Annotated in this window: 22 protein-coding genes and 1 pseudogene; 14 read left to right on the plus strand and 9 right to left on the minus strand. The window is 71.7% G+C overall.

Annotation, left to right across the window (positions count from 1 at the left end):
- The first annotated feature begins 45 nt into the window (after positions 1 to 45).
- Complete coding sequence (locus GSY65_RS26675; RefSeq protein WP_159773399.1) at positions 46 to 1,203, plus strand: D-alanine--D-alanine ligase family protein; 1,158 nt, start codon at positions 46 to 48, stop codon at positions 1,201 to 1,203.
- A 112-nt stretch (positions 1,204 to 1,315) separates the two neighbouring features.
- Here GSY65_RS26675 and GSY65_RS26680 read toward each other — a convergent pair.
- Positions 1,316 to 1,594 (minus strand): annotated as a pseudogene (locus GSY65_RS26680) (DUF3515 family protein); the annotation flags it as partial.
- Between the two features lie 43 nt (positions 1,595 to 1,637).
- Positions 1,638 to 1,871 (minus strand): Lrp/AsnC family transcriptional regulator, encoded by a 234-nt coding sequence (locus GSY65_RS26685; RefSeq protein ID WP_159773401.1) that lies wholly within the window; start codon positions 1,869 to 1,871, stop codon positions 1,638 to 1,640.
- A gap of 218 nt (positions 1,872 to 2,089) precedes the next feature.
- Between GSY65_RS26685 and GSY65_RS26690 the strand changes: the two genes are divergently transcribed.
- Together GSY65_RS26690 and thiD are read left to right on the plus strand one after the other, a co-directional pair.
- A complete protein-coding gene (locus tag GSY65_RS26690; protein ID WP_159773403.1) occupies positions 2,090 to 3,055 on the plus strand; it encodes a thiamine-phosphate kinase in 966 nt (321 codons plus the stop codon).
- Entirely contained in the window at positions 3,052 to 3,870 is an 819-nt protein-coding gene (gene thiD, locus GSY65_RS26695; protein ID WP_159773405.1) for a bifunctional hydroxymethylpyrimidine kinase/phosphomethylpyrimidine kinase, read from the plus strand. Before GSY65_RS26690 ends, thiD begins: the two co-directional genes overlap by 4 nt.
- Positions 3,871 to 4,109: 239 nt before the next feature.
- Here the strand turns inward: thiD and rpmB are convergent, their stop codons facing one another.
- Positions 4,110 to 4,295, minus strand: a complete 186-nt coding sequence (rpmB, locus tag GSY65_RS26700) for a 50S ribosomal protein L28 (protein WP_003993230.1) — start codon at positions 4,293 to 4,295, stop codon at positions 4,110 to 4,112.
- 298 nt (positions 4,296 to 4,593) lie between these two features.
- Between rpmB and GSY65_RS26705 the strand changes: the two genes are divergently transcribed.
- Positions 4,594 to 6,372 (plus strand): DAK2 domain-containing protein, encoded by a 1,779-nt coding sequence (locus tag GSY65_RS26705; protein ID WP_159776428.1) that lies wholly within the window; start codon positions 4,594 to 4,596, stop codon positions 6,370 to 6,372.
- Positions 6,373 to 6,469: 97 nt separating this feature from the next.
- Here GSY65_RS26705 and GSY65_RS26710 read toward each other — a convergent pair whose 3' ends face one another.
- Positions 6,470 to 9,421, minus strand: a complete 2,952-nt coding sequence (locus GSY65_RS26710; RefSeq protein WP_159776429.1) for a tetratricopeptide repeat protein — start codon at positions 9,419 to 9,421, stop codon at positions 6,470 to 6,472.
- Between the two features lie 8 nt (positions 9,422 to 9,429).
- On the minus strand, positions 9,430 to 11,271 hold the full coding sequence (locus GSY65_RS26715) for an HSP90 family protein (protein ID WP_159773407.1): 1,842 nt from the start codon (positions 11,269 to 11,271) through the stop codon (positions 9,430 to 9,432).
- A gap of 200 nt (positions 11,272 to 11,471) precedes the next feature.
- On the opposite strand from GSY65_RS26715, the gene GSY65_RS26720 reads away from it, so the two are divergent.
- The 8 genes from GSY65_RS26720 (at position 11,472) to mutM (ending at position 20,283) form a co-directional block, all read left to right on the plus strand.
- Complete coding sequence (locus GSY65_RS26720; protein ID WP_159773409.1) at positions 11,472 to 14,699, plus strand: helicase-related protein; 3,228 nt, start codon at positions 11,472 to 11,474, stop codon at positions 14,697 to 14,699.
- Between the two features lie 153 nt (positions 14,700 to 14,852).
- Entirely contained in the window at positions 14,853 to 15,485 is a 633-nt protein-coding gene (rsmD, locus tag GSY65_RS26725) for a 16S rRNA (guanine(966)-N(2))-methyltransferase RsmD (protein ID WP_268978264.1), read from the plus strand.
- A gap of 26 nt (positions 15,486 to 15,511) precedes the next feature.
- Positions 15,512 to 15,991 carry a pantetheine-phosphate adenylyltransferase gene (coaD, locus tag GSY65_RS26730; RefSeq protein ID WP_201452680.1) on the plus strand — a complete coding sequence of 160 codons (480 nt, stop codon included), beginning with the start codon at positions 15,512 to 15,514 and terminating at the stop codon, positions 15,989 to 15,991.
- A 288-nt stretch (positions 15,992 to 16,279) separates the two neighbouring features.
- Positions 16,280 to 17,386, plus strand: a complete 1,107-nt coding sequence (locus GSY65_RS26735) for a DivIVA domain-containing protein (protein WP_201452838.1) — start codon at positions 16,280 to 16,282, stop codon at positions 17,384 to 17,386.
- Positions 17,387 to 17,535: 149 nt separating this feature from the next.
- Positions 17,536 to 18,189, plus strand: coding sequence for a YceD family protein (locus tag GSY65_RS26740; RefSeq protein ID WP_159773417.1), 654 nt, complete (start codon positions 17,536 to 17,538; stop codon positions 18,187 to 18,189).
- Between the two features lie 2 nt (positions 18,190 to 18,191).
- Complete coding sequence (gene rpmF / locus GSY65_RS26745; RefSeq protein ID WP_003951102.1) at positions 18,192 to 18,365, plus strand: 50S ribosomal protein L32; 174 nt, start codon at positions 18,192 to 18,194, stop codon at positions 18,363 to 18,365.
- 19 nt (positions 18,366 to 18,384) lie between these two features.
- A complete protein-coding gene (gene rnc / locus GSY65_RS26750; RefSeq protein ID WP_159773419.1) occupies positions 18,385 to 19,236 on the plus strand; it encodes a ribonuclease III in 852 nt (283 codons plus the stop codon).
- Between the two features lie 186 nt (positions 19,237 to 19,422).
- Entirely contained in the window at positions 19,423 to 20,283 is an 861-nt protein-coding gene (gene mutM / locus GSY65_RS26755; protein ID WP_159773421.1) for a bifunctional DNA-formamidopyrimidine glycosylase/DNA-(apurinic or apyrimidinic site) lyase, read from the plus strand.
- On the opposite strand, the gene GSY65_RS26760 is transcribed toward mutM, so the two are convergent.
- The 3 genes from GSY65_RS26760 to GSY65_RS26770 form a co-directional block, all read right to left on the minus strand.
- Complete coding sequence (locus tag GSY65_RS26760) at positions 20,256 to 20,696, minus strand: winged helix-turn-helix transcriptional regulator (protein WP_159773423.1); 441 nt, start codon at positions 20,694 to 20,696, stop codon at positions 20,256 to 20,258. The two genes, mutM and GSY65_RS26760, sit on opposite strands and share 28 nt — an antisense overlap.
- 291 nt (positions 20,697 to 20,987) lie before the next feature.
- Positions 20,988 to 21,581 carry a hypothetical protein gene (locus GSY65_RS26765; protein ID WP_159773425.1) on the minus strand — a complete coding sequence of 198 codons (594 nt, stop codon included), beginning with the start codon at positions 21,579 to 21,581 and terminating at the stop codon, positions 20,988 to 20,990.
- Between the two features lie 484 nt (positions 21,582 to 22,065).
- Positions 22,066 to 22,419, minus strand: a complete 354-nt coding sequence (locus GSY65_RS26770) for a DUF1330 domain-containing protein (protein ID WP_159773427.1) — start codon at positions 22,417 to 22,419, stop codon at positions 22,066 to 22,068.
- 387 nt (positions 22,420 to 22,806) lie between these two features.
- On the opposite strand from GSY65_RS26770, the gene GSY65_RS26775 reads away from it, so the two are divergent.
- Positions 22,807 to 23,802 (plus strand): site-specific integrase, encoded by a 996-nt coding sequence (locus GSY65_RS26775; protein ID WP_236580069.1) that lies wholly within the window; start codon positions 22,807 to 22,809, stop codon positions 23,800 to 23,802.
- Here GSY65_RS26775 and GSY65_RS26780 read toward each other — a convergent pair.
- Positions 23,796 to 24,764 (minus strand): CAP domain-containing protein, encoded by a 969-nt coding sequence (locus GSY65_RS26780; protein WP_159773429.1) that lies wholly within the window; start codon positions 24,762 to 24,764, stop codon positions 23,796 to 23,798. The genes GSY65_RS26775 and GSY65_RS26780 overlap by 7 nt on opposite strands.
- Positions 24,765 to 24,955: 191 nt before the next feature.
- On the opposite strand from GSY65_RS26780, the gene GSY65_RS26785 reads away from it, so the two are divergent.
- Complete coding sequence (locus GSY65_RS26785) at positions 24,956 to 25,237, plus strand: acylphosphatase (RefSeq protein ID WP_159773431.1); 282 nt, start codon at positions 24,956 to 24,958, stop codon at positions 25,235 to 25,237.
- The last annotated feature ends 373 nt before the right edge of the window (positions 25,238 to 25,610 follow it).

The following is a 25,610-nucleotide window of genomic DNA, read 5'->3' on the forward strand; positions in this document are numbered from 1 at the left end:
GCGGGCGCTGACGGCCGCACTACCAACGGGTACTCTCATCGCGATATGAGCACCGAGAACCTCCCCCAGAGCCCTGAGCAGCCGTCCCGCAAGCCGCGCGTGGCCGTCGTCTTCGGCGGCCGCAGCTCGGAACACGGGATCTCCGTGGTCACGGCCGGCGCCGTCCTGCGCGCCATCGACCGGACGAAGTACGACGTCCTGCCGATCGGCATCACCCGGGACGGCCGGTGGGCGCTCACCGCCGACGAGCCGGAGCGCATGGCGATCAGCGACCGCCGCACACCGACCGTCGAGGAACTCGCCGAGTCCCAGGAGGGCGGCGTGGTGCTCCCCGTCGACCCGGCCAACCGCGAGGTCGTCTACAGCGAGCCCGGTTCGGTGCCCAAGGCGCTCGGCGAGGTCGACGTCGTCTTCCCCGTGCTGCACGGCCCGTACGGCGAGGACGGCACCCTCCAGGGTCTGCTGGAGCTGTCCGGTGTCCCTTACGTCGGCTCGGGTGTCCTCGCCTCGGCCGTCGGCCAGGACAAGGAGTACATGAAGCGGGTGTTCACCTCCTTCGGGCTGCGGGTCGGCCCGTACCTGGTGATCCGGCCGCGCGAATGGCAGCTCGACGAGTCCGCCGCCCGCAAGAAGATCATCGACTTCGCCGGCGAGCACGGCTGGCCGCTCTTCGTGAAGCCGGCCCGCGCGGGCTCCTCCATCGGCATCACCAAGGTCGACGACCTGTCCGGCCTGGACGAGGCGATCGCGGAGGCCCAGAGCCACGACCCGAAGATCCTGGTCGAGGCCGCGCTGCGGGGCCGCGAGATCGAGTGCGGCGTGCTGGAGTTCGAGGACGGCCCCCGTGCCTCCGTGCCCGCCGAGATCCCGCCGCCCGAGACCCACGCGTACTACGACTTCGAGGCCAAGTACATCGACTCGACGCCGGGCATCGTCCCGGCGCCGCTGACGCAGGAGGAGACCGCCGAGGTGCGGCGCCTCGCCGTCGACGCCTTCGAGGCCGCCTCTTGCGAGGGCCTGGTCCGCGCGGACTTCTTCCTCACGGAGGACGGCCACTTCGTCATCAACGAGATCAACACGCTGCCCGGTTTCACGCCGATCTCGATGTACCCGGCGATGTGGCAGGCGAGCGGCATCGCCTACCCGGAGCTGGTGGACCGCCTGATCCAGGCGGCACTGCGCAGGCCGACGGGCCTTCGCTGACGCAGGCGGCACCCCCGAGGGGGCGATCCCCCTGGGGGTCGCCCCCTCGATCGCGGGTACCACTCCGTCAGCAGGCCGTTCACCGTCGACCGCGTCGGCGGTGCCGTCTCCCGGCCGCCGCCGGGTCCGTCGTCCTCGGCGGCCGGGGCACACGGCAGCGCAGTATGATCGCCGGGCTGCCCCGGCCCGCCGTCAGCGGCGAGGCCGGCTCCGGGTCCCGGCGGCCGAGACCGTCCACCTGCCGCGGCGACGCCCCGTCCGGGTTCCGGCACAGCTTCGTGACGGTCGCGTCCGGTCCGGGAACCGCCGCTGATCCGCCGTCGTCTGCTGAGGAGCAGCCCGCGACGGCGATCAACGAGACCACCGGGACGGGCAGCCGGGGACAACGCAGCGCCGGTGCCGCGAGGAGCGCACCGGCCGAGGGCAGACGGGGGCTACAGGTGCACGACCGGGCAGGTCAGCGTGCGGGTGATGCCGTCCACTTGCTGGATCTTGGCGACCACCAGCCGGCCGAGATCATCCACGGTGTCGGCCTGGGCGCGGACGATGACGTCGTAGGGACCCGTCACGTCCTCGGCCTGGACGACTCCAGGGATCTTGCTGATCGTGTCGGCGACGGTCGACGCCTTGCCGACCTCCGTCTGGATCAGGATGTACGCCTGTACCACGGAACCTCCAGGGCGGCCACGAGGATCATGTGGGGAAAAGGAACGCCACGGTATCGCGTAGTCGTGCGTCGCGGGGAGACCCGCACATGCCGCGCCGCGCGGACCGGGGCGTGGGGAGTGCGGAAGTTGACGGTCGACTCGACCGTACCGAGGGCGAGGACCGCTCGCGACCGGGCGCGGGCGACACTGGAAGCGGCACAAGAAGGGGCGATACGACGATGAAGGGCACCGTGGGAGAGCTGGGGGAGTTCGGGCTCATCAGGGAGCTCACCTCCCGGCTCACCACCACCCCGGCGGTCCGGGTCGGCCCCGGCGACGACGCCGCTGTGGTGGCCGCGCCGGACCGCCGGGTCGTGGCGAGCACCGACCTCCTGCTGGAGGGGCGGCACTTCCGCCGCGACTGGTCCACGGCGTACGACGTCGGGCGCAAGGCGGCCGCCCAGAACCTGGCGGACATCGCCGCCATGGGTGCCGTGCCCACCGCGCTCCTCCTCGGTCTGGTCGCTCCGGTCGACCTCCCGGTGACCTGGGCGACCGAGCTGATGGACGGCCTGCGCGACGAGTGCCAGGTCGCCGGGGCGGCCGTCGTGGGCGGTGACGTCGTCCGCGGCGACACCATCATGATCTCCATCACCGCGCTCGGTGATCTGCGCAACCACGAGCCCGTGACCAGGGCCGGGGCGCAGCCCGGCGACGTCGTGGCCGTCACCGGCTGGCTCGGCTGGTCCGCCGCCGGGCACGCGGTCCTCTCCCGCGGTTTCCGCTCGCCGCGCGCCTTCGTGGAGGCCCACCGCCGTCCCGAGCCGCCGTACCACGCGGGTCCGGCCGCCGCCGGCCTGGGCGCGACCGCGATGTGCGACGTGAGCGACGGGCTGATCGCCGACCTCGGGCACATCGCGGAGGCCAGCAACTGCCGCATCGACATCCGCTCCGGCGCGATCGACATCCCGTCCCAGATGAACGACATCGGTCAGGCCGTCGGCGTCGACCCCATCCAGTGGGTGCTCACCGGGGGCGAGGACCACGCGATCGTGGCGACGTTCCCGCCGGACGTGAAGCTGCCGGCCCGCTGGAAGGTGATCGGCGAGGTCCTCAACCCGTCGGCGCTGCCGCAGGTCACCGTGGACGGGGCGCCCTGGACCAACAAGGGCGGCTGGGACCACTTCGCGGACATAGAGTCGTGACCGGGGCGCCGGGCGCGCCGCCCAGGGTGCTCACGGTCGCCGGTTCCGACTCCGGGGGCGGCGCCGGCATCCAGGCCGACCTCAAGACCATGCTGGCGCTCGGCGTGCACGGCATGAGCGTCGTCACGGCGGTCACCGCGCAGAACTCCCTCGGGGTGCGGGGCGCTTGGGAGCTTCCGGTGGAGGCCGTCCGCGCCCAGTACCGCAGTGTCGTCGACGACATCGGCGTCGAGGCCGTCAAGACCGGCATGCTCGCCTCCGCCGAACTCGTCGAGACAGTCGCCGAGTTGCTCGCCGCCACGGACGCCCCCGTGGTCGTCGACCCGGTCGGTGTCTCCAAGCACGGCGACCCGCTGCTCGCCGCGTCGGCCCTGGACTCCGTCCGTGAGCGGCTGCTGCCCACGGCGACCGTCGCCACCCCCAACCTCGACGAGGTCGCCCAACTCACCGGGGTGCGGGTCGCGTCGGAGGCGGGGATGCGCGAGGCCGCGCGGGCGGTGCTGGCGTACGGGCCCCGGTGGGTGGTGATCAAGGGCGGGCACCTGGCCGGGGACGCCGTCGACCTGCTCACCGACGGCTCCGAGGAGCACTGGCTGCGGGCGCCGCGGTACGACAACCGGCACACGCACGGCACGGGCTGCACGCTGGCCTCGGCGATCGCCGCGCAGCTCGCGCGGGGGCTGACCGTGCCGGAGGCCGTCGCGGCGGCCAAGGAGTACGTCACCGGGGCGATCGCCGCCGGGTTCCCCCTCGGCGGAGGCATCGGGCCCGTGGATCACGGGTGGGCGCTCGCACGGGGTGGTCCGGCGGCCTGACGCCGGCGGTCCGACGCCGGACCGGGGCGCGGCCCTGCCCGTACGGACTGTCGGTCCGGTGCAGGGCGGGCTGCCGGTCCGGCGCTCGACGGGGACCGTGCGGGCCGTCCGCGTCGAGGCGCGGCGGCGCCCGCGGGGGCGGTCAGCTGCGAGTGTGCGGGCACGGCAAAAAGCCGGCCCACCATGGGTGGACCGGCTCTGTGCAGCGAACCAGCAGGTGGCCGCGCGCTAGCTGAGCGTCAGCGCGAGACCTTGCCGGCCTTGATGCACGAGGTGCAAGCGTTCACGCGCTTCGGCGTCCCGCCCACCACGGTACGCACACGCTGGATGTTCGGGTTCCAGCGGCGGGACGTACGGCGGTGCGAGTGCGAGATGTTGTTGCCGAAGCCCGGCCCCTTGCCGCAGACGTCGCAGTTGGCAGCCACGGGTCACTCCAAAGACTTCAGATGCACTTACGGTTGATCCCGGCATGCCGGGATCACGATCCCGATACCGGGATCTGAGTGGCGTTGCCAGGGGGAAGGCCCGGTCTGGATCGGTGATCCGGATCGGGCAACCGGAGCAGCATACAACGGCTGCGTCCGTACAACGAAACTACCATGGCTGGTCGGGGCCTCGCCCCGGCCCTCTTACCGGCGGTCACGGCCGCGGGTCTACGCTGCGTGCGGCGTGCGGCGTTCCGCCGGCGCCCGTCCAGCAGCCAGGCAGCTCAAGGAGGCGCAGGTGCCGCAGGTGCCGCAGACATTCTTCGATGCTCTCGCGGTGCGCACCTGGTGCGGCCTCGCGCTGGCCGCCCTGGGGCGGGCCCGTGAGGAGATCGACGCGATCAACGTCTATCCGGTGGCCGACGGCGACACCGGGACGAACCTCTACCTGACGATGGAGTCCGCGGCGGCGGCCGTGGAGGCGGTGTTCGCGGGCCACGAGACGGGCGCGGTGCCCGGCTCGCCCGCCGCCGGGCAGCCGACGCTCGCCGAGGCCGCGCGGGCCATGGCGCACGGCGCGCTCATAGGCGCCCGGGGGAACTCCGGGACGATCCTCGCGCAGCTCCTGCGCGGTATGGCCCAGGTGCTCGCGGACGACGGTGAGGCCGCTCACACCGACGGCCAGGGGCTCCGTCTCGCTCTCCGCCGTGCCGCCGACTCCGCACGGGAGGCCGTCGCCCACCCCGTGGAGGGCACCGTCCTCACGGTCGCCTCCGCGGCCGCCGACGCGGTGGTGGACGCGGAGGGCGACTGCGGCACGGTGGCCCGCGCCGCCTACGAGGGCGCCGGTACGGCGCTGCTGGCGACCCCCGGGCAACTGGCGGTGCTGGCGCGCGCGGGTGTCGTGGACGCGGGCGGGCGCGGCCTGGTGGCGGTGCTGGCCGCACTGGTGGAGACGTTCACGGGGGAGGTCCCGAAGGCGCACGTCCACGCCGCCGCCGTCGCCTCGGCGGAGCTGCCGACCCCGTACGCGCGCGTGACCGTGGCATGGACCGGCCCCGCCGACGAGGGCCCCGACGGCGGCGACGTCGCGCGCGACGCGGGGCACGTCGGGCCGGAGGTGTGCGCCGACGACCGGCCCGGCGCCGGTGGGCCCGCCTTCGAGGTGATCTACCTGCTGGAGGCGGACGACGAGGCGGTGGCCCGGCTGCGCGCCAGGCTGGACGGGCTGGGCGACTCGCTCGTCGTGGTCGGCGGGGACGGCCTGTGGAACGTCCATGTGCACGTCGACGACGCGGGCGCGGCTGTGGAGGCGGGGGTCGAGGCCGGGCGGCCGTACCGGATCCGGATCACGCACTTCGGGGCCGAGGACGCGCACATGGCCGGCCGGACCGGGCGGCAGCCGCGTGAGCGGGCCCAGCGCGCCGTCGTGGCCGTCGTCCCGGGGGAGGGCCTGGCGGGGCTGTACGCGGAGGCGGGCGCGACCACGGTGCTGGCCCGCCCCGGGGAGCCGCCCGCCAGCGGGGAGCTGGTGGAGGCCGTACGGCGGGCCCACGCGCGCGAGGTGGTGCTCCTGCCCAACGACGCGGAGCTGCGCCACACGGCGGCCGCGGCGGCGGAACAGGCCCGCGCCGAGGGCGTACGGGTGGCGCTGATCCCGACCCGGTCCGCCGTCCAGGGCATCGCCGCCCTCGCGGTCCACGAGCCGGGCCGGCGCTTCGACGAGGACGTCGTCTCCATGACCTCCGCGGCGGGCGCCACGCGGTACGCCGAGGTCGTCATCGCCGAGCGCCAGTCCTGGACCATGGCCGGCATCTGCCAGGCGGGCGACGTCCTCGGTCTCATCGACGGGGACGTGGCCGTCATCGGCGACGACGTCACGGCGACCGCCACCAGGGTCGTCGACCGCATGCTCGCCGCCGGCGGCGAGATGGTCACCCTGGTCCTCGGCGACGCGGCCCCCACCGACATCGCCGACCACGTGGAGACCAGCCTCCGCGAGTCCCACCTGGGCGTGGACACGGTGGTCTACCGGGGCGGCCGCCAGGGCGCGCTCCTGCTGATCGGCGTCGAATAGCCCCGACGGGGCGCGGTCCGGGGCGGCGGGAGCCGTCAGGGTGCGGGCGACGGGCGAAGGGCGAGCCCGTGCGGGGCCCGCCCCCGTCCTGCCGACCTCAGCCGTCGTTCGGGCCCGTCACCAGCCCCAGCATCCGCTCCGCCTCCGCACGACGCGCCACCGCCGTCTCGCCCGCACGGCCGTCGGCGCCGGCGTCACCGCCCTCGCCGTCGGCGTACGCGGCCAGCACGCTCCGTGCCCGCCCCGCCGCGTCGGCCGCCCGCCGGAGGTCCGCCTCCAGCCACCCGGCCGCGAGTTCCGCGCCGGTCCGCGCGTCGAGGAAGTCGGCCCCCAGGGAGCCGTACACCGTCACCGCCCGCTCGACGAGCCCGAGCGCCTCCTCGAACACCGGCCGGTAGGAGTCGAGTTCGGCGTCCTCGGCGACGGACCGGGCGAGCAGGTCGCCGAACTGCCGGTAGGTCTCGCCGAGTTCCGCGTGGATCCGCAGCCGGTTCTCCTCGCCGGTGACGTCCGACAGGGCCGCCTCGCACCCGGCCACCGCGTCACCCATCAACGCGCGGGCGGCGTCGAGGCCCGCACCCTCCTGCGCGGCGTACCAGGCCCGCGCCCGCAGCGCCCGCAAATACCCGTGGACGTTGCCCAGCTCTCCCCAGAGGGCGCCCGCGCGTTCGTACGCCCGGTCCGCCTCGGCGGGCAGCCCCGCGCGGGCGAGGGCCTCCGCGGCGAGGTGCGCGAGCACCGCGTGGTCGCGCTGCTCCGGCCAGTGCCGGGTGATGTCGGCGGCCCGCAGCCACCGGTCGGCCGCCTCACGGTGCTCGCCCATCTCGGTGTGGCAGTCGCCGAGCCACCACAGGGTCTGGGCGACGGCGCCGTCCCCGTGGACCTCGGCGGTCAGCTCCACCAGGGCCGACTCCAGTACCTCGGCCGCCTCCGCCCAGCGCCCCTGCCGCAGCAGGAACCCGCCGAGCAGATGCCGGGCCCAGGAACCGAGCGTCCGGCTCTCACCGGCCTCGTCGGCCCAGTGCGCCGCCTCCAGCGCGTGCGCGGCGCCCTGTTCGACCCGGTCGGCGGCGCCGAGGAGTTCGGCCAGCTGGACGTGGAGCTGGGCGTGCCCCATCGGCTCCAGCTCCGTACCGCCGTGCTCCAGCGCCGCACGGGCCGCCCGCTCGGCCCGCTCCAGGTCCCCGAGCTGCTGCGCGAGCCCCGCGAGCCTGGCCTCGTACTGCACCGCGAACCAGGGCGCCCCGGCCGTCACGTACCGCTCCGCGGCCTCCTCGAACAGCGCGGCCGCGCGCTCCGCGTCCCCGCCGTGTTCGGCCAGCTCCCCGAGCATGGCCCGCGCCTCCGCGGCCCGCGAGGCCAGCCGCACGTCCCGTGCGCGGTGGGGTTCGACGAACTCCGCCAGCTCCCGCACGGCGGCCTCGGCGGCGCCCGCCGCGCTCTCGTCCCGGTCCGCCTCCTCCAGCCGCCGCATGAGTATCCGGGCCCGCCCCACCAGCACCGACGCCGTCTGCCGCAGACCGGTGGCGCCTGCCGCGTGGAGCGCGAGGACCTTCTCGTACGGCTCACCGAGCAGGTCCATAGCCTCCTCGGTGTGCCCGTTCAGGGCGTGGACCGTCGCCCCGCGCGCGCGTGCCGCCAGCGCCTCGCCCGGGTCACCGGCCTCCTCGTACAACTCGGCCGCGTGCTCGAACAGGGCCCGTCCCTCCGGCCCGAGTCCGATCGCCCGGTGGTCGACGATCTCCGCCCGGTCATGGGCGCCCAGCTCCGCGCCGTCCGCCTCGGCGGCACGCGCCACCGCCGCCCACGCCCCCACGGACTCCGGGTGCAGGGACTCCGACAGCCGCCGCGCCTCGGCGAGGAGCGCGGGCAGGTCGTCCGGCGCCGGTGCCGCCTCGACGCGCTCCGTGGCCGGGGGCCGCCGGGGCGCCGGGACCGGCACCGTACGCGTCGACCGCACGCCCAGCGGCAGCCGGTCCACCAGCGGCGGCCGGTCCATCCGCTCCCGGACCTGGGCGCTGACGTACGCCGTGCCGTTGCGCTCGTCGAACCGGGCGGCCAGGGAGAGCGCCTCCACGCGCGCGTGCGCGGCCAGTTCGGCGGCGGTCCAGGCACGGCCGGCGGGACCGGGGACGGTCTGCTCGGCGAAACCACGGCTGACCAGGCGGTCCATGAGGAGCGCCACCACCGCCGTGAAGTCGACCTTGCTGCGCGGGTCCCCGGAGTCCGTGAAGTACGCCGGACGCTCGGCCAGCAGCTCCAGACCACGCGCCTCGTTGCCCGTCAGCGCGCAGAACTCCACGTGGTCCGCGTACGCGCCCCGCATGCTCTCCATGGCCCGCACCAGCCGGAAACCCCGCAGATGGTGGGCGCGCGCCTCGTCCAGGCGGCCCAGCCGCAGCAGCGGCAGCAGGGAGGACGCCAGCACGGTGTGCGGCTCGTGGGCGCACGTGTACTCGCCCTCCAGGACCGGCGCCCACAGCCGCAGCGCCTCGTCGTCGCGGCGCTGCCGCGCCTGCCACCAGCCCTGGCCGTGCAGCTCGCACGCGTGGCAGTCCGCCATGCTGTCCCGGTCTGCCGCCAGCCACGCCTCGTACGCCCGCTCGGCCCGCGCCAGGTCACCGACGTGCGCGGCCACACTGAACTCGGCGCTGCGCACCGCCCGTTCCGAGTGCCCGGCCAGCCGGTAGCGGTGCTCCATCTCGCCGAGCCACTTCTCGATCGAGGCGAGCGGCACGTGCGGCTGGTTGAGCATCCCGGCCGAAACCCACTTGAACACCCAGTGCAGCGAGTGGACCTCGTACTCGTCGAAGTCCTCGGGGCGCTCGTCCCACATGCGCAGCAGCCGCGCGAAGGGGACGAACATCTTGTCCTTCTCGGAGCTGTAGTTGTAGACCTTCAGCTGGTGCCCGAGCGCCTCGATCACGGCGAGCGGGATGTTCAGCCGCTCGGCCTCGGCGAGCAGCCGCTCCGCGCGCGCGTTGCGGGCGGGGCCCTCCGGCTGCTCGTAGTTCTCCGCCATGGCCCGGCGCAGTTCGTCGAAGTCCATGACGTCCCTCACGGTCGGCCGCCCTCCTGCCCGCTGTCGCTGTGCGTGGCCCACTCCAGGAGGCCCAGGAACGCGCGGTTCAGGAGCGCCGAGTCCGCCGGCCTGAGCGGGCGCTGCGCCATCAGCAGGGCCTGCCCGTACAGGGACTCGGTGGCGGTGCCGATCAGCTCGGGGTCGTGCAGGGCACCGATCCGCCGGATCAGCGGGTTGAGGTGGTTCAGCACCAGCCGCGCGCGCGGGGCACTGCCGCGCAGCGAGCCGAGGATGCCCGCCCACAGGTCGTCGGCCTGCTCCTCGGCCTCCGCGCGGGCCTGCTCGTGCCGGGAGGAACGGTCGTCCAGGTGCAGCGCGGGCACCGACAGCGGATGGAACGCCCGCAGCACCACGTCGCAGCCCAGGGGGTCGAGCTTCGCCCGCGCGGCCGACAGGAAACCCGCCAGCGCCAGCTCCTCGTCCGGATCGGGCGCGTCCAGATGCGCGGTCACCGTGTCCGCGTCCAACTCCGCGACCATCGTGCCCGGCCGCACCGACGGCAGCGCCTCGACCAGCTCGCTGTCGTACGTGTAACCGCCGTTGACCACCCCGACGCCCTGCGCGGACGCGATCGGCGCGACCTGGCGGTACTCCTCGACCGTCCGGGTGAAGTGCACCACCGGGTGCCGCTGCGCGAACTCCTCCAGGGACAGACGTCCGTCGGTCGTCTCGAAGGGCAGCCACGGCAGCATCGTGCGCAGCATCTCCTCGTCGTGCCGCGCCAGGGACTTCACGCCCAGGTAGTGCACCGAGAGGAAGGCCGCGAGCCGCTCCGGATCCCCTGCGGCGAGACCGGTCAGCCAGCCGCGGATCCGGTCGCCCAGCGCCTCCCGGACCGCCGCGAGGGTCTCGTCCTCGTACAGCGACTCCCGGGACGCGGTGGGCCGCAGGCTGTCCGTGTCGAGCACACAGCGCACGAAGAACGCCCACTCCGGCAGCAGCTGTTCGGCCCGCTCCGTGAGCAGCATGCCCTTCAGGTGGACCCGGTGGCCCGCCCGCTGCGCCGGGCTGACCGCGGACGGCAGCACATACGCCACACCCCGCACCCCGGCCAGCGGCACGTCCAGCTCGATCGCGTCGAGCGGGGTGAACCCGAACAGGTCGTGGCAGTGCCGCGCGAGGGCCACCCGCCGGGTCGCGGGGGAGGGGTACGGCCGGTCCCAGGGCGCCGGCAGATCCGTGACCGCCTCCTCGCCCACCCGGACGTCGTAGGGCAGCAGCGCGCCGAAGTCCCGCGCCAGCGACAGCACGCGCGCGTGCGAGAGCCACTCCGCCGCGCCCGGACGCGCGACCAGGTGCACGGTCGTCCCCGGCTCGGGGCGCGCCTCGTCGGGCAGCGTCCGCACCGTGTACGACCCGTCGTCGGTCGCCGTCCACTCCACGGGGGCCGCGCCGGGCGTACGGGCGCTGCGGCTGACGACCCGGATGCGCTCGGCGACCACGAAGCACGCCAGCAACCCGATGCCGAACTGCCCGAGGAAGTCCGAGCGGACCTCCTGCAGCCCGTCGGCCCGCTTGGAGCTGCGGCCGATCGTGGCGAGGAGGCTGTGCACGTCGGACTCGGTGAGCCCCACGCCGGAGTCCTCCACCCGCAGCGCGTCGCCCTCGGCGGACAGCCGCACGCGGGCGGGCGCGTCGGGCTCCTCGGCCCGCCGCGCGGTGATCGCGTCCACCGCGTTCTGCAGCAGCTCGCGCAGGTAGACCTTCGGACTGGAATAGAGGTGGTGCGAGAGCAGATCCACCAGGCCACGCAGATCGACCTGGAACGTGTGAGGTGACTGTGGAGTCTGGGATGCCTGGGATGACTGTGAGGTCATTGAGTCCATCGTCGCAGCGCCGGTGGGGTGGGGTCGGGCGACGGCGCGGGGTAGGGCGGTCCCGCGAGACGGTGACCGCGGACGGGAGGCGGCACGGGCCTTCGCTACAGGCCCGGGAGTGCGCCATCCTAGGCGCGAACGACCCGCCTGACCAGCGGATTTCAAGCACGTATACGGGATTGTCAGTGCCGTGGTGTGCAATGGATCCCGTGCCCGCGCTCGAAGAACCGCTCAAGAACACGCTCGGCGCCGCCACCGCGAAGGTGATGGCCGAGCACCTCGGCCTGCACACCGTCGGAGACCTGCTGCACCACTATCCCCGCAGGTACGAGGAGCGCGGGCAGCTCACCCACCTCGCCGACCTGCCCATGGACGAGCACGTCACGGTGGTCGCCCAGGTCGCGGACGCCCGTCTGCACACCTTCGCCTCCGCCAAGGCCCCCCGAGGCAAGGGCCAGCGCCTGGAGGTCACCATCACCGACGGCAGCGGCCGCCTCCAGCTGGTCTTCTTCGGCAACGGCGTGCACAAGCCCCACAAGGAGCTCCTCCCCGGCACCCGCGCCCTCTTCGCCGGCAAGGTCTCCGTCTTCAACCGCCGTCTCCAGCTGGCCCACCCGGCGTACGAACTGCTGCGCGGCGACGACGTGTCGGAGACGGTCGACAGCTGGGCCGGCGCCCTCATCCCGATCTACCCGGCCACCGCGAAGCTGGAGTCCTGGAAGATCGCCAAGGCGGTGCAGACGGTCCTGCCGAGCGCCCAGGAGGCCGTGGACCCCCTCCCCGAGGCCCTGCGTGCGGGCCGGGGCCTGGTCTCCCTCCCCGAGGCCCTCCTGAAGATCCACCGCCCCCACACCAGGGCCGACATCGAGGGCGCCCGGGACCGCCTCAAGTGGGACGAGGCCTTCGTCCTCCAGGTGGCCCTCGCCCGACGCCGGCACGCCGACGCCCAACTCCCCGCCGTGGCCCGCCGCCCCACCCCGGACGGCCTGCTCGCCGCCTTCGACGCCCGCCTGCCGTTCACTCTCACCGAGGGCCAGCGGAAGGTCTCCGGGGAGATCTTCGACGACCTCGCCACCGAACACCCGATGCACCGGCTGCTCCAGGGAGAAGTGGGGTCCGGGAAGGCACAGCCCCTCGATTCCCTGGTTCTGACCCCTTCGGGATTCCGGCGAATGGGCGACATGTCGCGCGGGGACGAGGTGATCGTGCCCACCGGCGAGATCGCCCTCGTGAGCGGTGTCTTTCCCCAGGGGGAGCGTGATGTGTGGCGCGTCGTCCTCTCCGACGGAAGCTCGGTGGAATGCGATGACGAGCACCTGTGGATCGTCGGCACCAGTTGCGGATGGCGTCGCGGGCAAGCACCCAAGGTGATGACCACAAGGGAAATCCGCCACGACCTCCACACGGCCAATGGTTCGTCGAAGTGGTACATCCCTTCGGCGACCCCGGTCGACCTCGGAGACGACTCCGCGCTGCCTCTCGATCCCTACCTGTTCGGTCTCCTTCTGGCTGGCGGCTCCTTCCGCCACGATCTGCGCCTGTCCACCGTCGACCCGGAGATCCACGAAGCCGTGGCGACGTCGGTGGCACCGGAGTGCCGACTCGTGCCTGTTCCGGGTTCCCGCTGCGACTACACGATTCAGCTGACCCGGCGCCTGGGCGGATCACGCAACCCCGTGATCCGGACCCTGCGGGACCTGGGCCTGTGGGGCGTGACGTCTCACGGCACATTCGTCCCCGACGTGTTCAAGAACTCGTCGATCAAGAACCGCCTCGCATTGCTGCAGGGACTCCTGGACACCGACGGCACTGTGGATCTGAACGGGCTGAGCGTCTCGCTCTGTTCGACCTCTTCCAGACTCGCGGAGGACGTCGCGTGGATCGTACGGTCGCTCGGCGGCCGTGCCCGAGTGCTTCCGAAGAAGGCCGCCTTCAACGTATCGGTGGCCCTTCCCGACGAGTTCCCTCCGTTCCGGCTGACCCGAAAAGCCGAACGAACCCGCCCCCGGCCGAAGTACCACACGTTCCGGCGGGGCATCCGCGAAGTCGCGTACGTGGGACGCAAGCCCGTCCAGTGCATCAGCGTCGCCCATCCGAGCCACGCGTACATCACGGACCACTTCACTGTCACCCACAACACGATGGTGGCCCTGCGCGCCATGCTGGCCGTGGTGGACGCCGGCGGACAGGCGGCCATGCTCGCGCCGACCGAGGTGCTCGCCCAGCAGCACCACCGGTCGGTCACGGAGATGATGGGCGAGCTGGCCGAGGGCGGCATGCTGGGCGGCGCCGAGCACGCCACCAAGGTGGTCCTGCTCACCGGCTCGATGGGCGCGGCGGCCCGCCGTCAGGCCCTCCTCGACCTCGTCACCGGCGAGGCCGGCATCGTCATCGGCACCCACGCGCTGATCGAGGACAAGGTGCAGTTCCACGACCTGGGCCTGGTCGTCGTCGACGAACAGCACCGCTTCGGCGTGGAGCAGCGCGACGCCTTGCGTGGCAAGGGCAAGCAGCCGCCGCACCTCCTCGTCATGACGGCCACCCCCATCCCTCGCACCGTCGCCATGACCGTCTTCGGCGACCTGGAGACCTCGGTCCTCGACCAACTCCCGGCGGGCCGTTCGCCGATCGCCAGCCATGTCGTCCCCGCCGCCGACAAGCCGCACTTCCTCGCCCGCGCCTGGGAGCGGGTCCGCGAGGAGGTGGAGAACGGCCACCAGGCGTATGTGGTCTGCCCCCGCATCGGCGACGACGCCGACGAGCAGACCGGCCCCGGGAAGAGCAGGAAGTCCCCGGAGGACGAGGCCGAGAAGCGCCCGCCCCTCGCCGTCCTCGACATCGCCGACCAGCTCACCCAGGGCCCTCTGCGCGGCCTCCCGGTCGAGGTCCTGCACGGCCGCATGCACCCGGACGACAAGGACGCGGTCATGCGCCGTTTCGCCGCCGGCGAGACCAAGGTCCTGGTGGCGACCACGGTCATCGAGGTCGGCGTCAACGTCCCGAACGCGACGGCGATGGTCATCATGGACGCCGACCGCTTCGGCGTCTCCCAGCTCCACCAGCTCCGCGGCCGGGTCGGCCGGGGTTCCGCCCCCGGCCTCTGCCTCCTGGTCACGGAGATGCCCGAGGCCAGCGCCGCCCGCCAGCGCCTGGGCGCCGTCGCCTCCACTCTCGACGGCTTCGAACTCTCCCGCATCGACCTCGAACAGCGTCGCGAGGGCGACGTCCTCGGCCAGGCCCAGTCCGGTGCCCGCACCAGCCTGCGCGTGCTCACCGTCATCGACGACGAGGAGATCATCGCGGAGGCGCGGCAGGAGGCGGCGTCGGTGGTGGCCGCCGACCCGGAACTCGAGTCCTTCCCGGGCCTGAGAACCGCCCTGGACGCCCTGCTGGACGAGGAGAGGGAGCAGTACCTGGAGAAGGGCTGAGGAGAGCCCCGCACGGCCGGGGGCGCGGTGCCGCGCGCGGGCCTGCGAGAGCCCGGCCGTGTGCCGTGCGGGCTCCCGCACGAGGCGAGCCGCTCCCTCCCCGACCGTCGATCCCCCTCCGCGTGCCTGCGGCAGGCACCCGTCCCTTTTCGCCTGACAGACTGGAGGCGTAGCCGCCCCCTCCTCCAAGGACCCAAGATGACCCGCGTGATCGCCGGCCGAGCCGGCGGACGCCGCCTGGCCGTCCCGCCAGGGAACGGCACCCGCCCCACCTCCGATCGCGCACGCGAGGGCCTCTTCTCCACCTGGCAGGCACTCCTCGGCGGCCCCCTCGACGGCGAACGCGTCCTCGACCTCTACGCGGGCTCCGGAGCCGTGGGCCTGGAAGCCCTCTCCCGCGGCGCCGCCCACACCCTCCTCGTCGAGGCGGACGCCCGCGCCGCCCGGACGGTCCGCGACAACGTCCGGACGCTCGGCCTCCCCGGCGCCGAGGTCAGGTCGGGCAAAGCGGAACAGATCATCCAGGGTCCGGCCCCCGAGGAGCCGTACGACATCGTCTTCCTCGACCCCCCGTACGCCGTCCCGGACGGCGATCTTCGGGAGATCCTGCTCACACTCCGTACGGGAGGCTGGCTCGCCGAGGAAGCCATCGTCACCGTGGAGCGCAGCACCAGAGGCGGTGAATTCGCCTGGCCGACCGGTTTCGAAGCGCTCCGGGCCCGCCGATACGGCGAGGGAACGTTTTGGTACGGTCGCGCCGCCTCTACGTGCGAAGACGCACGATGACCGGACCGGAGAGCGAGGGATCCCAAGTGCGCCGCGCCGTCTGTCCCGGGTCGTTCGACCCCATCACCAATGGACACCTCGACATCATTGGCCGCGCCTCCAAGCTGTACGACGAGGTCTATGTCGCGGTGATGATCAACAAGTCGAAGAAGGGCCTGTTCGAGGTGGAGGAGCGGATCGACCTGATCCGCGAGGTCACCGCCGAGTACGCCAACGTACGCGTCGAGGCCTTCCACGGCCTGCTCGTCGACTTCTGCAAACAGCGCGACATCCCCGCCATCGTCAAGGGCCTGCGAGCCGTCAGCGACTTCGACTACGAGCTGCAGATGGCCCAGATGAACATCGGCCTCTCCGGTGTGGAGACCCTCTTCGTCCCCACCAACCCCACCTACAGCTTCCTGTCGTCCTCGCTGGTCAAGGAGGTCGCCACCTGGGGCGGCGACGTCTCCCACCTGGTGCCGCCCGTCGTCCTCGACGCCCTCACCGACCGCCTGCGCCGCGCCTAAGGGCTGTCCCGTGATCCCCGGCGGGCGCACGACGCCGGCTACGGCACCTCGCCGCGTTGTCGGAACGCCCGCATACATCCAGTACGCGGACGTCCCTCCGCCCTGCGATGCACCGCATCCGACGCCGTGCGCTGATCCACCGCGGATCACGGGACAGCCCTTGGGCCAGCCCGCCCCCGCCGCCCGGTCGCGCCACCCGGTGTCCGGTGGTCCGCCACTGGCCGTACAGTCGATCCGACCGTCTCCAACACAGCTGTAGAGAGTGGCGAGCACACGGTGGACCACACGGTGGACGTGCAGAAGAAGCTCGACGAGATCGTCTCGGTGGTCTCCGGCGCCCGGGCCATGCCCATGTCGGCCTCGTGCGTGGTCAACCGCGCCGAACTGCTCTCGCTGCTCGACGAGCTGCGCGCGGCCCTGCCCGACTCCCTCGCCCAGGCACAGGAGTTGATCGGGGACCGCGACCACATGGTCGAGCGGGCCCGCCAGGAGGCCGAGCGGATCATCGAGTCGGCCCACGCCGAGCGCGGCTCCCTGATCTCCGACACAGAGGTCGCCCGCCGCTCCCGGAACGAGGCCGACCGCATCCTCGCCGAGGCCCGCCAGGAGGCCGAGGACATCCGCGCCGAGGCCGACGACTACGTCGACTCCAAGCTCGCCAACTTCGAGGTCGTCCTCACCAAGACCCTCGGCTCGGTCGGCCGCGGCCGCGAGAAGCTCCTCGGCACCGGTCCCGGCCCGGACGAGCAGGGCTACGTGGATCCCGCGGAGGACGACGCCCCCGAGCGCAGCCACGACCCCGAGACCCTGCGCCGCGACGCGGACGCCTACGTGGACGCCAAGCTCGGCGCCTTCGAGGCCGTCCTCGCCAAGACCCTGGAGGCCGTCGGCCGGGGCCGTCAGAAGCTCCACGGCCGGATCGCCACCGACGACCTCGGCGCCCTCGCCCTGCACGACGACGGCACCTCCCCGAGGCCCACCAGCGACGCCGACTACCTGGCCGAGCTGGCCGCCCTCTCCCAGAACCCCGCCGACCGGTCCCGCGCGGTCCCCGAGCAGTCGCCGTACGCCCCGCAGCAGGACGCGTACGGGGCGACCGCCTACCACCAGGACCAGTACGGCGGCTACCAGCAGCAGTACGGCCAGCCCCAGCAGGCTGCGGACCCCTACGGGTACCAGCAGGCCGACCCGTACGCCGTCGGCTACCCGCAGCAGCCCTCCTACGACCCGAACCAGCAGCACCTGGACCAGCAGCAGCTCGATCAGCAGCACCAGGACCAGCAGGGTCACCAGGGGTACGCGCAGCCCTCGGCGAACGCGCTCGACGAGACAAGTCTCTTCGACACGACGATGATCACCGCTGAGCAGTTGCGCCGCTACGAGCAGGGCCGCTGACAGCGGATTGGGCCGAAAGCGAAAGGTCCAGTATCCTGACTGTTCGGTCGCGCGTGCGTTCATGCTGTCCGCAGTGGACGCCCGCGATCGTGCGCTGCCCGGAACACCGGGGCGGTGCCCTCCCCCGGATCCGAAGACCGAAAGTTGACATGGCTCTGAACGCCCGTCTCGACCACCGCAACCCCCTCGTGTTCGACACGCACGAGCTGGGTCGGCGGCCGGGTGCGATGCAGCGCCTGACGCGTTCGGTCGAGGCTCCCAAGGACCTGGGGATCAAGAGTGTCATCGGAGTGCCGGAAGGCGCCCCGGTGGAACTCGAACTCCGCCTGGAGTCGGTCATGGAAGGGGTGCTCGTCACAGGCACCGCCCGTGCCAAGGCCCAGGGGGAGTGCGTAAGGTGTCTGGAGCCGCTGGAGCTCGAGCTCGAAGCGGACTTCCAGGAGATGTTCTCGTACCCCGACGCCGACGAGCGGGGCCGCGTGATCGCGGAGCCCGACACCGACGCCGAGGACGACGAGGACAGGCTCTTCCTCGAGGACGGCCTGTTCGACCTCGAGCCCGTGCTGCGGGACGCGGTGGTGCTCGCACTGCCGATGCAGCCGGTGTGCCAGGACGACTGCCCGGGCCTGTGCTCCGAATGCGGAGCCCGGCTCGCGGACGACCCGGACCACCACCATGACGCCGTCGACATCCGTTGGGCGGCACTGCAGGGACTCGCCGGTTCACTCGAAGATGGCGAGAAGGACGAGATGAGCGGCGGCGCGCCTCAGTCAGCACGCGCCGACGAGAAGCAGGAGAAGTAGCCGTGGCTGTTCCGAAGCGGAAGATGTCGCGCAGCAACACGCGCCACCGCCGGTCGCAGTGGAAGGCTGCGGTCCCCACCCTGGTTGCGTGCGAGCGCTGCCACGAGCCCAAGCAGCAGCACATCGCGTGCCCGTCTTGCGGCACCTACAACAAGCGCCAGGTCCTCGAGGTCTGAGCGGCTGGTGAGAGGCTCCATGTCTGACGCCAAGGCGGAGACCAACGCCAAGAAAAAGGCGGACACCACAGCCTCGTCCCACACGCTTCTGGAAGGGCGGCTCGGCTACAAGCTCGAGTCCGCCCTTCTGGTCCGCGCACTCACCCACCGTTCGTACGCGTACGAGAACGGCGGTCTGCCCACCAACGAGCGGCTGGAGTTCCTCGGTGACTCCGTCCTCGGCCTCGTGGTCACGGACACGCTGTACCGCACCCACCCCGACCTGCCCGAAGGCCAACTGGCCAAGCTGCGGGCCGCGGTGGTCAACTCGCGTGCGCTGGCGGAGGTGGGCCGCGGGCTCGACCTCGGCTCCTTCATCCGGCTCGGCCGCGGTGAAGAGGGCACAGGCGGCCGGGACAAGGCGTCCATCCTCGCCGACACCCTCGAAGCGGTGATCGGTGCGGTCTATCTCGACCAGGGCCTGGACTCGGCGGCGGAGCTGGTGCACCGCCTGTTCGACCCGCTGATCGAGAAGTCCTCGAACCTCGGTGCCGGCCTGGACTGGAAGACCAGTCTCCAGGAACTCACCGCGACCGAGGGGCTCGGTGTACCCGAGTACCTGGTCACGGAGACCGGCCCCGACCACGAGAAGACCTTCACCGCTGCCGCCCGCGTCGGAGGCGTCTCGTACGGCACCGGCACCGGCCGCAGCAAGAAGGAAGCGGAGCAGCAGGCGGCCGAGTCCGCCTGGCGTGCGATCCGCGCCGCGGCGGACGAACGGGCGAAGGCGGCTGCGGAAGCCGCGCAGGCCGCAGAAGCCGCGGAGGCAGCGGAGAACGCCGCACGGGCCGCCGAGTCCGAGGGCGCGCCCTCGGACGCCGCGACGGCCTGACTGTTCGGTGCCCCCTCCTCGGGGGCTGCCGCCCCCGTACCCCCGCCGGGGTGAGGGGGCGGCTTCCGTACGCCGTCGCCCGCCGCCCTGCGCCGCCCTGCGTCGGGCTGGTCGCCGCGAAGCACGCGCAGCCGCCCCTCGACATCCACCACCCCCCACCCCCTCGGCGAACCTCCGGAGGACCCCGTGCCAGAACTGCCCGAGGTCGAGGTCGTCCGTCGGGGGCTGCAGCGGTGGGTCGCCCAACGCACCGTCGCCGACGTCGAGGTGTTGCACCCGCGGGCGATCCGGCGGCACCTGGCCGGCCCCGAGGACTTCGCGCACCGGCTCAAGGGTCACCGCATCGGCGACCCGAGCCGGCGGGGCAAGTACCTGTGGCTGCCGGTGGCGGACACCGGGACCGCCGTCCTCGCCCACCTCGGGATGAGCGGCCAGCTGCTCGTGCAACCGCACGACGCCCCCGACGAGAAGCACCTCAGGATCAGGATCCGCTTCGCCGACGACCTGGGCACCGAACTCCGCTTCGTCGACCAACGCACCTTCGGCGGCCTGTCGTTGCACGACACCACCCCTGACGGCCTGCCGGACGTCATCGCGCACATCGCCCGCGACCCGCTGGACCCGCTGTTCGACGACGAGGCGTTCCACCAGGCGCTGCGCCGCAAGCGCACCACCATCAAACGGGCCCTGCTCGACCAGTCGTTGATCAGCGGGGTCGGCAACATCTATGCCGACGAGGCACTGTGGCGCGCGCGCATCCACTACGAACGCCCGACCGCCGGCCTCACCCGCCCCCGCACGACCGAACTCCTGGGCCACATCCGGGACGTGATGAACGCGGCCCTGTCGGTGGGCGGCACGAGCTTCGACAGCCTCTACGTCAACGTCAACGGCGAGTCGGGGTACTTCGACCGCTCCCTGGACGCGTACGGGCGTGAGGGGCTGCCCTGCCGCCGCTGTGGCACCCCCATGCGGCGGCGCCCCTGGATGAACCGCTCCAGCTACTTCTGCCCGACGTGTCAGCGGGCCCCGCGTGCCTCGTCGTAGCGCGCCCGCGCCCGCAGCACGTCCTCCATGCGCTCCTCCACGCAGACGATGAGGGAGAGCAGCCGCTCGGAGACCTCGCGGCCGAGCGGGGTGAGCGTGTAGTCGACGCGCGGCGGGTTCGTGGGCTGGGCCTCACGGTGGACCAGACCGTCGCGCTCCAGCGCGTGCAGGGTCTGGGAGAGCATCTTCTCGCTGACCCCGTCCACGCGCCGCCGCAGCTCGTTGAAGCGCAGCGAGCCCTCGTGCAGCGCGCCCAGCGTGAGCGCGCCCCAGCGGCCGGTGACGTGCTCCAGGGTGCCCCGGGAGGGACAGTTCCTGGCGAAGACGTCGAAAGCCAGGTCGTCGAAGGCCTGGTCGTCCGCCTCCGCGGTGGCCTGCGCGGGCGTCACGGCGGTCTGCGCGGCTGATTCCATACCCCGAGAGTACTCCCCAACAGCGCTAACCATAAGGTTGCACTAACCCATGGTTAGCGCTCGTGCGGTGGGTGGTGAGGCACGCCGAGGCGCGGAGACGGGGCCCGGACGGGCCCCGCGGGACCGGCTCGGTAGCCGAAGAAGTGGTGGGCCGGGTTTCTGACCTGCGGGCTTGTTGACGAACAATGCTGCGACCTGCGACTTAGCTGTCGGTGGTTGTCGGCGTTGGTCGTCGTCGGGCGCCCTCGGACGGCCCCGGGACGGACCGATCCGTTGGGGAAGCGTCTCTGGTCACTGCCGCAGTGCATGCCCGCCCTCAACGAGCGCGCCGATTGCCCGCACGAACATGTCATGGGCGTCTGCCATGGCTCGCATTTGTGCATACACCTGCTCCAATGCCGAATCGGCATCGGGTTCGCTGGACTCCCTTGCCTCTGCCGCCCAGTCGAGGTCGAGGTAGTAGTCGCGTGTGGCATCTTCTAGTGCTGTAGCGCGAGCATGGATGAGCTCGGGCCCCACGAGCTTCACGCGCTGCCGGACTTGGCGAAGCCTGAGGGCAGCCGCCGTCAGTTCGTTGAGGTCGTCCTCGGGCCTGGGGTCGCCCGGCTCCATGTCTCTGATCTTTGTACTTGTGCGGCTGGCTACCAACGCTGAATCGTCGTACGCCGTGAGGAACGCGCCGTACGCCTCAATGCGCTGCTGTCTCAACCAGTGCTCATGGTCGATCGAAGCCTGATCCTGAACCTGCTGACGGGCGGTCTCGGCGGCCTTTTCTGCTCCGATGCGGGCGCCTCGTACGGCTGCTATGCCACCCACTATGGCGCCGGCTACCGCGCCGACAGTCCCCGCAAGTCCGGCCATCAATGCCGCAGTTCCCTCATCCATGCCAAGATCGTGTCGCACCAGGCAGGCAGAGGGAATCATCGAGATCGTTTTCGGTTATCCGTTCGATAGGCGCTGGGCCCGTCAAGGTCGGCGCAGTCTCAGTGCCGAGTCAAGCCAGCGGGGCGCCGTCCCGGGTGAGAGCGGCGCCCCGTCAGGCCCTGTGTCTGACTGCCCCTCGATGCGAACTACGGGCGGGGCGGTCGCTGAGGTCATCCGGCCTGGCCACTCGGCTGTCAACGGTTTGAGACGGCTGAGTGCGGTTGGCGCGGTTGCTGTACTTCTCTGCGGTACCGCACAGAGGCTTTGAGATGTGGCCTCATCCTTGCGAGGTCGATCGCGGGGTGACGTCTACGTCGGCCCCTCCGCGCTACGCCTCGGCCAATGGTTCGTTGAAGTTCAGAGCTGACCGCCAGTGTCGTGCTCGTTGGTGGCAGACGTTGGTGTCAGCAGAGGCGGGCGCGGTTGACAGCGCTCGTGCAGCGTATTAGGCGCGTTGTCGGGGCGTCTCTGCCTGGAGCTTCTCCGCACGTTCACGCGGGTCGTACCCGGGACCGACTCCCTCGACCAATACGAGGTCTCCGCTGATGTGGTCGGCCCGCAGCCGAAGGATCTTCTGATACTCGGCGGACTCGTACCAAGCGCGGGCCTCGGCCATGCCAGGGAACTCAATCAGCACCATGCTGCCCGGCCAGCTACCTTCTACCACCGCAGTCGGCGGGCCGTGGATCAGAAAGCGGCCATGGAAGGGGTCCAGGGTGCCCTGGATCCTTTTGAGGTACTCAAGGACGTCCGGGTGGTGGCGACGGTCACGTAGGTGCGCGAACCCATATGCGGGCACGTCGGCCCCTTTCGTTCGTTCCGGTGGCAGAACGCGAACCTAGCCAGGAGCTTCGTACGCCTCAATGACTTCAGAGGTAATCGCTGGGGCGATCCCCTCAGCCCACCACTCACCCCAGCTCCCATCCCGTCCGCCGTCGACCCACACACCGTGGAGCGGGCGCGGTCCATGGCGTCCAGGTGGAGCGCGCCACTGTACGAACGACCTGGAAGCCATGGGCCGCGTCTGCTCGGCTGTGCCTGGGGCGGCGGTGGACGGGATGGGAGCTCCCCGCGCGAGCGCAAGGCGGAACACTGGCTGGCCAACATCGAGGCCGACATGTCGCGTGGTGAATACCTGGATCCCGACGCGGGCAACGTCACGTCCGAGAAGTACGCCACGTAGTGGATGGCCACGCAGATCACGGACCCGCTGAACCGGGAGTCCGTGGAAAGCCGTCTGCGGCTGCACGTGATTCCGCGCCTGGGGGCGCGTCCTCTGGCGTCGTTCACCCCGTCGCACCTGCGGCTCTGGCTGCGGACGCTGGAGGACCGAGGACTCTCCGCCGGTTGCCGGCGTGGCATCTTCACGCACGTCTCCACGGTCTTCACCGCCGCCGTGGAAGACCGGATCATCCGGACCAACCCGTGCAGCGGGCGGTCCGTTCGCGCTCCGCGTCTGGAGCCGTGCAAGGTGAAGCCGTGGCCTGCCGAACGCATCAAGGCGGTGCACTCGGCGCTGCCCGACCGCTACCAGGCCCTGGTCAACCTCGCGGCCGGGTGCGGTCTGCGTCAAGGTGAGGCGTTCGGCCTGGCGGTGGAAGACGTGGATTTTCTCGGGGGAGTGGTGCACGTCCTGCGGCAGGTCAAGCTGCTGCGACTGTCCCGGCCGGTGTTCGCTCCGCCGAAGGGTGGCAAGGAGCGTGACGTTCCTCTGCCCGAGTCCGTCGAGCTCGCGCTGGCCGGTCACCTTCAGCGCCACCCGGCCGTTAAGGTCACGCTGCCCTGGAAGACCTTGGACGGTCCTCCGGTGACGGCATCCCTGGTCTTCACCAGTCCCACGGGGCTGCCGCTGGACCGGAAGCGCTTCAACGACCGCGTATGGCGGCCAGCGCTTCGGGCAGCGGGTGTCGAGACCGGGCGGGACAACGGCATGCACGCGCTGCGGCACTTCTACGCTTCGGTGCTGCTGGACGCGGGGGAGAGCATCAAGGCTCTCACTGAATACCTGGGCCACCATGACCCCGGCTTCACGCTGTGGACGTGCACACACCTGATGCCGTCGAGCGGGACCCGGACCCGGGCCGCCGTGGATCGCGTCTTCGCGGACGACGAACCGGCGACCGACGGCCCCGGCACGGCCCAGGAGGGTGCTTGGCCGTCTGACCTGCGGCTGTCTCAGTAGCCGAAGTCCTGCGTCCACCAAGGGCCGCCGTCGCCCAGGTGCACTCCCACGCCCAGGGTCTTGAAGTCGCAGTTCAGGATGTTCGCGCGGTGGCCGGGGCTGTTCATCCAGGCCTCCATGACCGCCTCGGCGGTGGCCTGGCCGCGGGCTATGTTCTCGCCGCCGAGACCGGTGATCCCGAGGGCGGCGGCCCGGTCCCAGGGGTCCTTGCCGTCGGGGTCGGTGTGGTCGAAGAAGCTGCGCAGGGCCATGTCCTCGCTGAACACCTCGGCCAGCTTCGCCAGCGAGCTGTCCGCCGCGACCGGGTTGCAGCCGGCCTTCGCCCGCTCCTCGTTGACCAGCTGGAGGACGGCCGCCTCGGCCTGCGCCTCCGCAGAGATCTGCCCCGGAGGAGTGGTCTTCTCCTCCTTCTGCTTCGGCGGCTTGGCGGACGGCTCCTTCGTCTTATTGGAGCCCGTCTCCTTCTCCGGCTTCTTCTCCGGCTTCTCGGACGGTGTCTTCGACGGGGCCGGAGTCGCCGACGGGGAGGCCTCGCGCTGGGCGTCGCGGCTCGTGGACTGGTCCTCGCGCTGCTGCTGCGCGGCACCGTCCGTGCCGCCCTGCTGGGCGGGTGCGCCCGTGGGCGAGCCGGCGGGCACCACGGCGTCGGGGGTGCTGCCACCGCTGACGGTGTACTTGTCGCCGCCCGGCAGGACCCCGGTGGCCACCGCGGCGGTACCGATCGCGACGGCCGCGGAGACGCCGAGCAGGCCCGTCTTCACGGGCGTCGCGGCCTTCTTCTTACGACGACGCGAACCGCCCCCGCGCGACGCGGCCTGCGCGTCGGCCTCCAGGAACTCGGCGAACCCGTAGAGGTTCTCGGGCCCGTAGTGCGGCTCCTCGGTGGTGAAGCGCGAGTTCGTGACCCCGGTGGCGCGGCCCCTGGCGGCGCGGCCGGCGGCGGAGCGTCGGTGGCGTCCCATGTTCTGGCCTTCCTCGTCCTTGCGGTGTCCCTGCGTCAACGTTGGGGGGTGCCGTCAACGTTGTGATCGCCGTCTTCACGAATCCCACACGAAGGAGTGAGTTTCATATGAGATTCATTGGGTGGGGACGGTACAGCATGGCGCCAGGGGAGGGAGAGACCCGGGAGACATTGGCCCGTTAGCGTGCACCCATGAGCGAGGATGTGCGACTGGTCGCCTGGGTGCGTGGACGGGTGCAAGGTGTGGGTTTCCGCTGGTTCACCCGGGCCAGGGCCCTGGAGATCGGGGGCCTGAGTGGTTTTGCTCTCAATTTGGCCGACGGCCGGGTGCAGGTGGTCGCCGAGGGCCCCCGGGGGGCGTGTCAAGGGCTGCTGGAGTGGCTCCAGAGTGACGACACGCCCGGGCGCGTGGACGGTGTCACCGAGATCTGGGACACACCCCGCGGTGGCTACGACGGCTTCACCGTTCGCTGACGCCGACCGCGAGCAGAGCGGATCCTGAGGGATCAGGTGCGCCAGGGGCATATGCCAGGTGCATGTACAGAACAGAAATGTGCAGGTGGTTGCCAACACGGAGCCGTCATGGCAAGCTCCGCGACAGCCCTGATCCTTCGGCCCGTACGGTCAGGAGGGGCCCCGGAAACGCTGCAGCGCCGCCCGTTCAGGGGCCGCGCGCCACCGGGGTGGCCGCCAATACGGGGCGTGATCGTGTTGACCGTCAAACTTTTTGGTGAGACGCTGAAAGCCGCGCGCACCTTAGCTGTTTGGCATGGAGAACGGCAGCAAAAACTCAACAGTGCCAAGCACCACGGGTGCGAATCCCTCACGACCCACACCGCTTCGGTCG

Source organism: Streptomyces sp. HM190, from assembly GCF_009857135.1.
GTDB classification, from domain to species: domain Bacteria; phylum Actinomycetota; class Actinomycetes; order Streptomycetales; family Streptomycetaceae; genus Streptomyces; species Streptomyces heilongjiangensis.

Excerpts from the sequence above, each read along its gene's own strand:
- GSY65_RS26675 (WP_159773399.1), top strand. The coding sequence starts at position 46 with ATGAGCACCGAGAACCTCCCCCAGAGCCCTGAGCAGCCGTCCCGCAAG.
- GSY65_RS26690 (WP_159773403.1), top strand. The coding sequence starts at position 2,090 with ATGAAGGGCACCGTGGGAGAGCTGGGGGAGTTCGGGCTCATCAGGGAG.
- GSY65_RS26710 (WP_159776429.1), bottom strand. The coding sequence starts at position 9,421 with ATGGACTTCGACGAACTGCGCCGGGCCATGGCGGAGAACTACGAGCAG.
- GSY65_RS26715 (WP_159773407.1), bottom strand. The coding sequence starts at position 11,271 with ATGACCTCACAGTCATCCCAGGCATCCCAGACTCCACAGTCACCTCAC.
- GSY65_RS26720 (WP_159773409.1), top strand. The coding sequence starts at position 11,472 with ATGGATCCCGTGCCCGCGCTCGAAGAACCGCTCAAGAACACGCTCGGC.
- GSY65_RS26740 (WP_159773417.1), top strand. The coding sequence starts at position 17,536 with ATGGCTCTGAACGCCCGTCTCGACCACCGCAACCCCCTCGTGTTCGAC.
- rnc (WP_159773419.1), top strand. The coding sequence starts at position 18,385 with ATGTCTGACGCCAAGGCGGAGACCAACGCCAAGAAAAAGGCGGACACC.
- GSY65_RS26760 (WP_159773423.1), bottom strand. The coding sequence starts at position 20,696 with ATGGAATCAGCCGCGCAGACCGCCGTGACGCCCGCGCAGGCCACCGCG.
- GSY65_RS26765 (WP_159773425.1), bottom strand. The coding sequence starts at position 21,581 with ATGGATGAGGGAACTGCGGCATTGATGGCCGGACTTGCGGGGACTGTC.
- GSY65_RS26775 (WP_236580069.1), top strand. The coding sequence starts at position 22,807 with ATGGCCACGCAGATCACGGACCCGCTGAACCGGGAGTCCGTGGAAAGC.
- GSY65_RS26780 (WP_159773429.1), bottom strand. The coding sequence starts at position 24,764 with ATGGGACGCCACCGACGCTCCGCCGCCGGCCGCGCCGCCAGGGGCCGC.
- GSY65_RS26785 (WP_159773431.1), top strand. The coding sequence starts at position 24,956 with ATGAGCGAGGATGTGCGACTGGTCGCCTGGGTGCGTGGACGGGTGCAA.